Raw genomic sequence first — 10,753 nt, 5'->3', positions numbered from 1 at the left:
CCTGCGCGTCGTCGGCTGCGTCGCGCGAGAGCAGGCCGTAGAAGACGGGCAGCAGCGCGGCGAGGCAGAGACCCCACAGCACGCGCGCCAGCACGAACAGGACGACGTTCGTGGTGAGCGCCTGCAGCGCGACGATGGCGGCGCAGGCCCACAGGATCCATTCGACCTGCGCGAGCACGCGCGCACGCGGCAGGCGCGCGAAGCGCCGGGCCCAGAACGGCGCGGCCAGGCACAGGCCGAGCGCCGTGCCCGCATAGCACAGCCCAGTCACCCCGCTGGACACGTGCAGCACCTCCGCGGCATACAGGCCGAAAAAGGTTTGCGGCATCATCTTCCCGGCCTGCACGAGCACGATGCCGAGCAGCAGGCCGTAGATGCCGCCCGCCAGCTGCGCCATCCGCGGACGCGCCGCCTCGGGCCCGGGCCGGCCTGCCGGCAGAGGTGGAACGGATGGCAGGACGGCCGCCGCCACTGCCGCGCACGCGAGGCACGCGGCGCCCGCCCAGACGTTCACCGCGCCGAAGCCCCGCGCGTCGAACAGCCAGCCGCCGAGGACGGGGCCGGCCACGGAACCGAGCGCGGTCGCCACCTGCAGCTGCGCCATCAGCGCACCGCGCGCCTGCCGCGCCACGAGGCGGGCGCCATAGGCCTGCGCCGCCGCGATGGTGCCGGCGAGGGCGCCCTGCAGCAGGCGCATGGCGAGGATGACGGCCACGCTGTCCGTCGCCGCGATCCACCATTGCGTGGCCGCTAGCGCCAGCAGGGCGCGCAGCAGCATCGTCTTGTGGCCGACCCGATCGCCCAGGCGGCCCCACCACGGCGTGGTGCACATCGCCATGGCCATCGGGCTCGCGTAGGCGATGGCGCTGGTCCATGCGAGCGCGTGCGGCGACAGGTCGCCCAGCCGGCGCAGGTGCAGGGACCAGAACGGGCCGCTCATCTCCATGGCGCCCATCGCCGCGAGCTGCAGCGCGAACAGCCAGCGCGTGGCGGTCATGCGAGCGGGTTCGGCATCGTGCCGTGCACGTCGTCCGAGGTGTCGGTCAGGCGCATGCGCAGGAAGGCCTTGGCCGGCCAGTCGTGCTCCAGCAGCGCCTGCCGTTCCGCGTGCCAGCGGCGCGCGTCGATGCGCGGGCGCAGGGCGGCGAAGACGGCGTCGATCTCGCGCCGCAGCACGTTCCAGAAGCGCTGCTCGGGATGGCCGTAGGCGCGCGCCAGCAGCAGCGCCAGTTCGGACAGGTGGCACAGCAGCACGGCGTGCAGCAGCTTGTCGCGCACCGGCGCATCGTCCTCGTACACGGTGAAGCCGGTGCGATACGCGGCTACGCCCAAGCCGGTGCCGCGCAGGGTGGGGCCGTGGATACGCAGGTCGCCGAAGTCGCGCGCGAGCAGCCGCACGGGCGCGTACCGCTCGTCGACCATGATGAAACTGTTCTGCTGGTGCGCCTCGAAGGCGATGCCGTACACGAGGTAGGCGGACAGCAGCGCCGTCAGCACGGTGCGCGCATACGTCTCGAACCAGGCGACGGCGCCGTCGGCATGGTCGCCGTGGGCCAGTGCGACGAGTTCCGTCGCGAGCGGCCGGCCGCTGAACGGCGACTCCGCGAACAGGGCGCCGACGGGAACCGGGAAGTGCGTATCGTCCGCCCTGGTCATCGGATTGGCACGGTACAGGATCGCCAGGTGGCGCGCGCGGTCGTCGTCGCCTTGCGGGTCGACGTAGTGCAGGCCCACGTCCTCGCGCACGATGTCGAGCGTGCCTGCGAACCCGTCCTCGCGTGCCAGGATGGCGGCGAGCAGGCGGGTGATGCGCGGGCCCATCACGGTGGACTTCGGCGACACCGTGCGCTGGACGCTGGTCAGGCGCAGCGACACCGGCAGCTTCAGGTGCGGCAGCACCGGCGAACCGTCCGGGACGACGGTGCGGAACGACATGGTCGGCGTCGCGTCGAGGACGACGTCGTCGAACAGCACGAGGTCGCCCTGCGCGATCTCGGCGGCGAACTTGTGCGGGATTACGCGGCTGGCCTGGAACGGGTGGAGGGGCAGCGGCAACCAGTCGCCCGGTGCCTCGCCAAGCGCCGTGAGCCGGGCTTCCCAGCGCCGCGCAGCCTGCGGGAAGTGCCGCGCGAACCAGGCGGCGTAGTCGCCGGCGCCGTCCGCGAACGTCACGCGGGCCTTGTCGGCGCGCAGCGCGGCCAGCGGCACGGACAAGGTCGGCTGGAATTCCGGCGACAGGGCCAGCACGTCGTCCGGCGACAGGCCGAGCTTGGTCTTGAACGTCGGATGCCACGGGTGGCCGAGTGTGCCCCATTGTTCCAGCAGCAGGGCGGCGTTGGCGTGGCCGGACTGGCGCAGCGCCGCGATGAAACTGGCGTCGGCCGCACCCAGTTGCGCGCGCAGCGCCTGTGCCCACGTGCGGCGGTAGCCCAGGCACAGCACGTCGTTGGCGAGGCTGTTGTCGAGTTCGTGGACGAGCCGTTGCAGGTCCGCGCCCCGTCCTCCGTCCGGCAGGGAGGGCGCCACGCAGGCCAGCAGCGCCGCCGCATGCGTTACCGGCTGCGGCCCCGGTTGCGGCCGTTCTCCGGTCGTGTAGTACGACACGCTTCCCCCCAGCCGGCAATCGCCGATGCGGCCGATGGTCAGGCCTTCGAAACGCAGCATGCCCTGCTGCGACCAGAGCGGGAGCCACGACACCGCGCCCTCCGTGATCAATTGGTCCCGGTTCAGGATGTGTTCGCGGAACAGGGCTTGCAGGGTCCTCTGCAGGCTGCGCCGGCGTGCTTCGGACGAGGCCAGTTCGGTGGCGACGATGTCCAGTGAATGATGGACGGGGGCGAGCGGTTTCGGTATCGCGTGCATGCTTATCTTGCCTTTTCAATAACGACGGGAACGCAGCATAACGTAAACGCGAATCATTCTCAATATCGTTCTCAATAATTTGTGAACTCAGGGCAAGGCCGGTGTATCAAATCCGCACGACGCACCCTAATTGATTTGCCTAATTTATTGGCTTGCTGCAATATCGCTCATAAATATCGCGAGATCGCATATTCGAGGACGTTCGTAATTCTTAAATTTGACGAAATTGACGAGGCGATGTGAAGGGTATCATTTTTAACCTGTTGGAAGAGGCCGTGAGCGGCACCTACGGCGACGCCACCTGGGATCGATTGCTCGACGCGGCTGGCCTGGAAGGTGCGTATACGTCGCTGGGCAGCTATGACGACGGGGAGATCGCGGCCCTCGTCCGCGTAGCGTCGGCAGCGCTCGGCATGCCGGCCGACGAGGTCCTGCGCTGGTTCGGCAGGCAGGCCATGCCGTTGCTTGCCCGGCGCTATCCGGCGTTTTTCGCCAATCACGCGAACGCGCGCGGCTTCCTGTTGACGCTGAATAGCATCATCCACGCGGAGGTGCGCAAGCTGTATCCAGGGGCGCAGACACCGGTTTTCGATTTCGATACCGGCCAGGCCGACGTATTGAGGATCGGCTACAACTCGCCACGCCGCCTGTGCGTGCTGGCCGAAGGCTTCATGCATGGCGCCGCGGGCCACTTCGGCGAGCAAATCGAGGTCGAACAGACCGAGTGCATGCATCACGGCGACGCGCGCTGTGTCTTCCACGTCAGGTTCCTGTCCCGATGAACGTTCCCGACCAGGCCGGAGCCGGGGCCGAGATCGTGCGTCTCGAGCGCCGCTTGCGGCGCGAAGTGGCGGCGCGGCACGAAGCCGAGGCGATCGCCGAACGCGGGCTGCGCGACCTGTTCCAGCGCCAGCAGGAGATCGCCCTGCTGGAAAGCATTGCGGTGGCCGCCAACGAGACCGACGACGTCAACGACGCCATGGCGCGTGCGTTGGAGTCGGTCTGCCGCTACACGCACTGGCCGCTCGGTCATGTGTGGCTGGTGTCGGTCAAATCGGGAATGACGCGTTTCGATGCGACGGGCATCTGGTACGACGAGGCCACGCTGCGCGACGATGCGGATCCTGTCCGGACCCTGCGGACGCGAACGGAAGCGGAAAGCTACGCGGCGGGCGTCGGCATGCCGGGGGCGGTCGTGCGCAGGGGCGCGCCGGTCTGGATCGAGGTGGCGGCAACAGCCGCGGCGGAGGTCCCGCGCCTGCAACTGAGCGTGGACGCCGGCTTTGCGTCGCTGTTCGCCTTTCCCGTGATGATCGCCAGCGAAGTGGTCGCCGTGCTCGAATTCTTCAGCCGCGAGCAGATGGTCCCGGAAGACCCGCTGTTGCGGCTGATGGCGCAGATCGGCACCCAGCTCGGCCGCGTGGTCGAGCGCCGCCGCGCCCAGGACAAGCTGCTGCACGACGCCCTGCACGATCCGCTGACCCAGCTGGGCAACTGCAAGCTGTTCCTGGACCGCCTGACGCACCTGTTGCAGCGTGCGCAGCGCGGGGCGGACGATCATTTCGCGGTGCTGTTCGTCGACCTGGACCGCTTCAAGTCGATCAACGACGGGCTCGGCCACCAGGCCGGCGACCAGCTGATCATCGCGACCGCCCGGCGGTTGTCGGCCTGCCTGCGCCAGAACGACCTCGTGGTGCGCGATCGGACGCTCGCGCGCGAACACCTGGTCGCACGCCTCGGCGGCGACGAATTCGTGATCCTGCTGGACCAGCTCGAGGCTGCCGAAAGCGCGATCGTGGTCGCCGAACGCCTCATGGGCGTGCTGGCCGAGCCGTTCGACGTGGGCGACCAGCGCGTGTTCGTGACGGCGAGCGTGGGCATCGCGCTCAGCGCCAGCGGCTATGCCGACGTCGAAGACATCGTGCGCGACGCCGACATCGCGATGTACCACGCCAAGCAGACCGGACGCGCGCGCTGGGTGATGTTCGACCAGACCATGCAACAGGCGGCCGTGCGCCGGCTGCGTCTCGAGGCGGACTTGCACGACGCGTTGGCGCGGGGGCAGTTCTTCCTGCATTTCCAGCCGATCGTCGCGCCGGGCGACGGTTGCGTGCTCGGCTTTGAAGCCCTGCTGCGCTGGCGCCACCCCGTGCACGGCATCGTGTCGCCGGTCGAATTCATTCCCGTCGTCGAGGAGACGGGCATGATCGAGCCGATCGGCGCCTGGGTCCTGGACACGGCGTGCCGCCAGCTGCGTGAGTGGCAGCATGTCTACGGCATGGACCTGTCGATGAGTGTGAACGTCTCGGCCGTGCAGTTCGCGGGCAGCGGGCTGGTCGACGTCGTGAAGCGCGTGCTGGCCGAGACCGCGATCGCGCCGTCCAGCCTGAAGCTCGAGCTGACCGAGAGCGCCGTCATGGCCGATGCCGAGCATGCGCTCGCCGTGTTCGCCGAACTGAAAGCGCTGGGCGTGCGCGTCAGCCTGGACGACTTCGGCACCGGTTATTCCTCGCTCAGCTATCTGCGCCGGCTGCCGATCGACACACTGAAGATCGACCGCTCCTTCGTCAGCAAGCTCGACTGTTTTGACGACAAGCGCCAGATCGTCGAGGTGGTGCTGATGCTGGCGCGCGCGCTCGGCCTCGACGTCGTGGCGGAAGGCGTCGAAACGGAGGCCGAGCTGCGCCTGTTGCGCGACATGGGATGCGACCTGGTGCAGGGGTATTACTATTTTCGTCCGTTGACGCCGGCGGATGCCGCGCAGGTGCTGGCCGCACAGGCGATCGCGATGTGCTAAGGTTGCGCATCCAAGACTGATCGACACGTTCCTGAAGTGAGCATTTCCGTCACCGGTTCCCCCAACGTTTCTTACGTCGGCCGTTTCGCCCCGTCGCCCACGGGGCCGCTGCACGCCGGCTCGCTCGTCGCCGCGCTGGCCAGTTATCTCGACGCACGCGCCCACCACGGCACCTGGCTCGTCCGCATCGAAGACATCGACGAAGGCCGCAGCGTGCCCGGCGCCGCCGAAGAGATCCTCGACCTGTTGCACCGGCTGGGCATGGATTCCGATCGGGAAGTCGTGTGGCAGAGCCGGCGCAAGCATTTGTACGAAGCGGCGTACGACAGCCTGGCCGGCTACGTCTACGCGTGCGGCTGCAACCGCCGCGAGATCGCCGATTCACGGCTCGGCGTCGCGCCGGACGGCGCCGCGATCTATCCGGGCACCTGCCGCGACGGCCTCGCGCCGGGACGCAGCCCGCGCAGCCTGCGCCTGCGCGTGCCCGACGCGGGCGGCGACGTGATCACTTTCAACGACCGTTACGCCGGCGTCGTCACCCAGCGCCTCGCCAGCGAGTCGGGCGACTTCGTCCTGAAGCGTGCCGACGGTTACTGGGCGTACCAGCTGGCCGTCGTCGTCGACGATGCCGACCAGGGCGTGACGGATGTCGTGCGCGGCGCCGACCTGCTCGATTCCACGCCGCGCCAGATCTTCCTGCAGCGCCTGCTGCACGTGCCCACGCCGCGCTACCTGCACGTGCCCGTGGTGCGCAATGCCAACGGCGAGAAGCTGTCCAAGCAGACGGGCGCGCTGGCCGTGCGGCCGGGCGACGAGGCGGGCGCGGTGGCGGCGCTGCGCGAGTCGGCCGGGTTCCTCGGGATCGACCTGCCGGCGGTCGGGGCGCTGGGCGAGTTCTGGCGGACGGCCGTCCCGGCGTGGGCCGCCTTGATCGCGGCGCGTGGCGGCTGAGATAGTGCTCCCGGGCGACTGAAAACCAGAAAGCTTGGCACAATCGCAAAAAATCGACCGGAGGCGATGATGCGATCCCCCATGCGACCCCTTATTCCGGCCCTGCTGCTGGCGGCGGCCGCCGGCCTGGCCCAGGCGCAGGATGCGTCCCTGCTGGCGGGCGCGATGCGTGTCGACAAGGACCACGCCGACAWCTCGTTCGCCGTCGACGTCGGCTATACCCAGCGCCTGACCCCGTGGCTGGCCGTGAGCGCCGATTACCTGAACGAAGGACATCCGAAGCTGCACCACCGCGACGGTCTCGGCGCCCAGGTCTGGCTGCACAGCCGGGTACCGCAGCGCGGCTGGTCGTTCGGCGCGGGCATCGGCCCCTACTATTACCTCGACACGACCACGGGCAATGGCTCGCCGAGCGACTATCGCAACGAGCACGGCTGGGGCGAGCTGATGAGCGTGAACGCCGTCTACCACCTGCATTCGCGCGCCTATGTCGAGGCGCGCCTGTCGCACACCAGCGGCATTCCCGGGCGGGACACCACGCAGCTGATGGTGGGGATGGGCTATGAACTGGGCACGGTGCCGAACTGGGAGCGGCGCGAGAACGCCGACCGCGGCGACCAGATGCTGTTGCTGCTGGCGGGCCGTTCCATTGTCAACAGCTTCAAGTCGGAAGAAGCGGTGGCGTCGGGCATCGAATACCGCCGCACGATCAATCCGAACGTCGAATGGAGCGTCATCCTGATGAACGAGGGCAAGGTCGGCGTGGCCGAGCGGATCGGCGTGTCGACGCAGGCATGGCTGCTGCGTCCGTTCACGGAGCGCACCGTGCTGGAGCTGGGCTTCGGCGCCTATGGCGTGCGCGACCAGATCGACCGCCTTGACGCCGAGGCCGAGCGCGTCACCCGCCTGACCGGCCTGGCCTCGATCGGCATGCGCTATCGCATCAGCGATACCTGGCGTGCGCAGCTGACCTGGAGCCGTGTGATCACCGACTACCACCGCGACTCGGACGTGTTCCTGCTCGGCGCCGGCGTCACGTTCTGAACGCGTCAGTTTCCGAGCCGGTGTTCCCAGTAACCCACGTCCACCCAGCACCCGAACTTCTTGCCGACTTCCGGGAAATGCGCAACCTTGCGAAAGCCGAGCGCCTCGTGCAGCCCGGTGCTGGCGGCGTTCGGCAGGGCGATGCCGCCGATCACGAGATGCAGGTCACGTGCGCGCAGGGCGTCGAGCAGTGCACCGTACAACAGCTTGCCGAGGCCGCGGCCGGCGCAAGCCTGGTCGAGGTAGACCGAGCTTTCGACCGAGTGCCGATACGCGGGCCGCACGCGCCACTTCGTCGCATACGCATAGCCCGCGACGGCGCCGTCGACTTCCAGCACGAGCCACGGCAGGCCGGCGGCGGCGACGTCGACGATGCGTCGCGTCATCTCGGGTTCGTCGACCGGCTCTTCCTCGAAGCTGATCGTCGTCGTCGTGACGTAGTGGTTGTAGATGGCGCAGATGCGGGCGGCATCGGCGGGGGTGGCGGGGCGGATGTGGGTGGCTGGCTGCACGATCAGTCCGGCGCCGATTGCGCGGCAGCCTCCGGATGCCGTGTTTCCCACTCGGCCAGCGCCTGCTTGTAGTTGGCGAGCAGCATCTGATAGACGTCGAAGATGCAGTTCGGACAGCCGGACCCGCAGCAATCCTCCAGGGCCGGTTCGATGGGCGGCAGCGGGCGTGGGTCGGGGATGGGTGGGACGGGATCGGACATGCGGGCAGCATACCTTAAACGCCGTGCGTGCGTCGAGGGCGGCGCACCGCGCCGCCGGGCTGCCGTCAGCCGTTCAGCTCATAACTGCGCAGCACGAATACCATCCTGCCGTTGCGCTGCGCACAGACACCCTTCATCACTTCCCCTTCGCCCAGGTTCCACGTCAGGGCGCTGCCGGCCGCCTTGTTCGCGCAGGCCGCGTGGGCCTCGGCCGGGACAGATGGCAGTTGCGGCGGCGCGGGCGGCGCAGGCGGGATGGGCGGGGCCGGAGGTGCGGGTGGCGGTGGCGGCGGCTTGCATTTGCCCGTGGTCGTCTTGCAGTGGATCTCCACGTGCACGTGCTCGTCCGGACCATTGTCGTCCGTCGTCTGCGCCAGCGCGGGCAGCATGGCGGCGCCCAGCAGGATGCCGAGGGTGGCAGCTWTCATGTCGTTCTCCTTGTCGGGGCCCGTCGGTGTGCGGGCCATGGGTGCATCGTGCATCCCGATTGTGGAGAAAAGATGAAGATCGCCGTTCGTTCAGAGATCGAAGCGGTAGCCGAGCCCGTAGATCGAGTGGATGACGTCGACGCCGGGCAGCACGGCGTCCAGTTTCTTCCTGAGGTTCTTGATGTGGCTGTCGATGGCGCGGTCGGTGACGTCGAGGCTCGCATTGCCTTCGCGCGCCAGGTCGAGCAGCTGCGCGCGCGCGAACACCTGGCCGGGCCGGCGCGCCAGCGCGGCGAGGATGCCGTATTCCGTCGGCGTCAGGTCGAGCGTCCTGCCGTGGACGGCGACGCGGCGCGCGCCAGCGTCGATGGCGATGGCCGGCACGGCCGGTCGGGATCGTCCCGTGCGGCGCAGGATCGCCCTGATGCGCGCGATCAGCTCGCGCGGGCTGAATGGCTTGCACACGTAGTCGTCGGCGCCGGCGTCGAGGCCCAGCAGGCGGTCGATTTCTTCCACGCGCGCCGTCACCATCACGACGGGCAGGGTGGCCAGGACAGGATCGCCATCGGCCCGGAGCGCGCGGCACAAGGCCAGGCCGTCCAGACCCGGCAGCATCAGGTCGAGCACGACCAGCGCGGGCGGCGCATGGCGCAGGGCGGCCAGCGCGACGGCGCCGTCGATGTACACGTCGGCCGCGTAGCCGGCCGCGCGCGCGTAGTCGGCCACCAGCGCGGCCAGTTCCGGTTCGTCCTCGACGATGGCGATGCGCGCGCTCATACCGTCGCTCCCGCTTCCGCCAGCGGTAGCGTGAGCGTGACGCGCAGGCCCCCGGTCGGCGCATGCGCGAAGGCGAGCGTGCCGCCCTGCGCGTCGAGCAGGCGCCGGCACAGCGCGAGCCCCAGGCCGGCGCCGCCGTGGGCACGGCTGCGCGAAGCGTCGACGCGATAGAAGCGTTCGCCCAGGTGGGGCAGCGCATCGTCCGGCACGCCGGGCGCGCTGTCGTCCAGGTGCAGGTGCATGCTGCGGCCGTCCACCTGCGCGTGCAGGTGGACGCGGCCGCCGGGCGCGGTGTAGCGCAGGCTGTTCTCGAACAGGTTGTCGAGCACCTGGCGCATGCGGTCGGGGTCCGCGCATACCGTCGCGGATGGCGGTGCCGGGCCCAGTTCCTGCGCGAGGCCGGCTTGCGCGAGCCGCGCTTCGACGCCGCGTGCGGCGGCGCAGGCGAGGCGCCACAGGTCGAGGTCCACGGGCCGGAAATCGAGCGCGCCGACGTCCGCACGGGCCAGCGCATACAGCTCGTCGATCAGCTTGTTCAGTGCGAGCACCTGGCGCAGCATGGCATCAAACGTGTCCGGCGTGGCGCTGCGCACGCCGTCCTGCAGCGCTTCCAGCTGGGCGCGCAGCACGGCCAGCGGGGTACGCAATTCGTGCGACGTGTCCGCGACCCACTGCCGGCGCGCCTGTTCCGCGCCGGCGAGCCGGCCCGCGAGCGCATTGAAGTGGCGCGCCAGGTCGCCCAGTTCGTCGCTGCGCTGCGCATCGAGTTTCAGGTCGAACCGGCCATCCGCCAGCGCGCGGCTGCCCGCAGCCAGCGCCTGGATCGGGCGGCGGAAATGGCGCGTCAGCAGCACGGCGGCGAGGGCGCTCAGCAGCACGGCCAGCACCACGATCTGCCACAGGCTGCTGCGCAGTTGCTGCAGGAACGCATAGGCCATCGCATCGCTGGGGCGGGCACCGCGCGCGATGGCCAGGTAGCCGACCGTGCRGCCAGCCACGACGAGCGCGCGCCGGGCCAGTGCGGCCGAAGTCTGGGGACGGCGCCCGGCGAGCCAGGCGCCGTGCGCATCCAGCAGCGTGATGCGGCGTGCCAGCGGCAGCGGCGCGGGATCGGGCACGGACGCATCGGGCACGGCCGGCACGGCGGGACCATCCGGCACGCGTGGCCCGGGCAGCGGCAGT

Annotated in this window: 11 protein-coding genes; 4 read left to right on the top strand and 7 right to left on the bottom strand. The window is 69.5% G+C overall.

All coding sequences use genetic code 11. The features are described from left to right. Positions 1-997: MFS transporter (locus AC1DYX_RS22100; protein ID WP_477262819.1), on the bottom strand; the 997-nt coding region annotated here is incomplete at its 3' end. Next, entirely contained in the window at positions 994-2,862 is a 1,869-nt protein-coding gene (locus tag AC1DYX_RS22095; RefSeq protein ID WP_477262817.1) for an IucA/IucC family protein, read from the bottom strand. The genes AC1DYX_RS22100 and AC1DYX_RS22095, both read right to left, overlap by 4 nt. A 239-nt stretch (positions 2,863-3,101) precedes the next feature. On the opposite strand from AC1DYX_RS22095, the gene AC1DYX_RS22090 reads away from it, so the two are divergent. From AC1DYX_RS22090 to AC1DYX_RS22075, 4 genes are all read left to right on the top strand, one after another. Continuing rightward, complete coding sequence (locus tag AC1DYX_RS22090) at positions 3,102-3,644, top strand: heme NO-binding domain-containing protein (protein ID WP_477262815.1); 543 nt, start codon at positions 3,102-3,104, stop codon at positions 3,642-3,644. Further along, entirely contained in the window at positions 3,641-5,659 is a 2,019-nt protein-coding gene (locus AC1DYX_RS22085) for a putative bifunctional diguanylate cyclase/phosphodiesterase (RefSeq protein WP_477262813.1), read from the top strand. The genes AC1DYX_RS22090 and AC1DYX_RS22085 overlap by 4 nt, the downstream gene beginning before the upstream one ends. A 36-nt stretch (positions 5,660-5,695) precedes the next feature. Then, a complete protein-coding gene (gene gluQRS, locus AC1DYX_RS22080) occupies positions 5,696-6,610 on the top strand; it encodes a tRNA glutamyl-Q(34) synthetase GluQRS (protein WP_477262811.1) in 915 nt (304 codons plus the stop codon). A gap of 81 nt (positions 6,611-6,691) precedes the next feature. Beyond that, positions 6,692-7,654 (top strand): hypothetical protein, encoded by a 963-nt coding sequence (locus tag AC1DYX_RS22075; protein WP_477262809.1) that lies wholly within the window; start codon positions 6,692-6,694, stop codon positions 7,652-7,654. Between the two features lie 5 nt (positions 7,655-7,659). Here AC1DYX_RS22075 and AC1DYX_RS22070 read toward each other — a convergent pair whose 3' ends face one another. The 5 genes from AC1DYX_RS22070 to AC1DYX_RS22050 form a co-directional block, all read right to left on the bottom strand. Continuing rightward, positions 7,660-8,166, bottom strand: coding sequence for an arsinothricin resistance N-acetyltransferase ArsN1 family B (locus tag AC1DYX_RS22070; protein WP_477262807.1), 507 nt, complete (start codon positions 8,164-8,166; stop codon positions 7,660-7,662). Between the two features lie 2 nt (positions 8,167-8,168). Then, positions 8,169-8,366: an oxidoreductase-like domain-containing protein gene (locus AC1DYX_RS22065; RefSeq protein ID WP_477262805.1), complete on the bottom strand. Its 198-nt coding sequence runs from the start codon at positions 8,364-8,366 to the stop codon at positions 8,169-8,171. Positions 8,367-8,431: 65 nt separating this feature from the next. Next, positions 8,432-8,794 carry a hypothetical protein gene (locus tag AC1DYX_RS22060; RefSeq protein WP_477262803.1) on the bottom strand — a complete coding sequence of 121 codons (363 nt, stop codon included), beginning with the start codon at positions 8,792-8,794 and terminating at the stop codon, positions 8,432-8,434. Between the two features lie 90 nt (positions 8,795-8,884). After that, entirely contained in the window at positions 8,885-9,571 is a 687-nt protein-coding gene (locus AC1DYX_RS22055) for a response regulator (protein WP_477262801.1), read from the bottom strand. After that, a partial coding sequence (locus tag AC1DYX_RS22050) for an ATP-binding protein (protein ID WP_477262799.1) occupies positions 9,568-10,753 on the bottom strand: 1,186 nt, incomplete at its 5' end. The genes AC1DYX_RS22055 and AC1DYX_RS22050, both read right to left, overlap by 4 nt.

The sequence above is a fragment of the Massilia sp. P2_C2 genome, assembly GCF_056404615.1.
Note: the sequence above shows the minus strand (reverse complement) of the source record. Positions and strands in the feature narration are given on the sequence as shown.

Coding starts and splice junctions, on each gene's coding strand:
- AC1DYX_RS22095 (WP_477262817.1), bottom strand. CDS start 2,862: ATGCACGCGATACCGAAACCGCTCGCCCCCGTCCATCATTCACTGGAC.
- AC1DYX_RS22085 (WP_477262813.1), top strand. CDS start 3,641: ATGAACGTTCCCGACCAGGCCGGAGCCGGGGCCGAGATCGTGCGTCTC.
- AC1DYX_RS22065 (WP_477262805.1), bottom strand. CDS start 8,366: ATGTCCGATCCCGTCCCACCCATCCCCGACCCACGCCCGCTGCCGCCC.
- AC1DYX_RS22055 (WP_477262801.1), bottom strand. CDS start 9,571: ATGAGCGCGCGCATCGCCATCGTCGAGGACGAACCGGAACTGGCCGCG.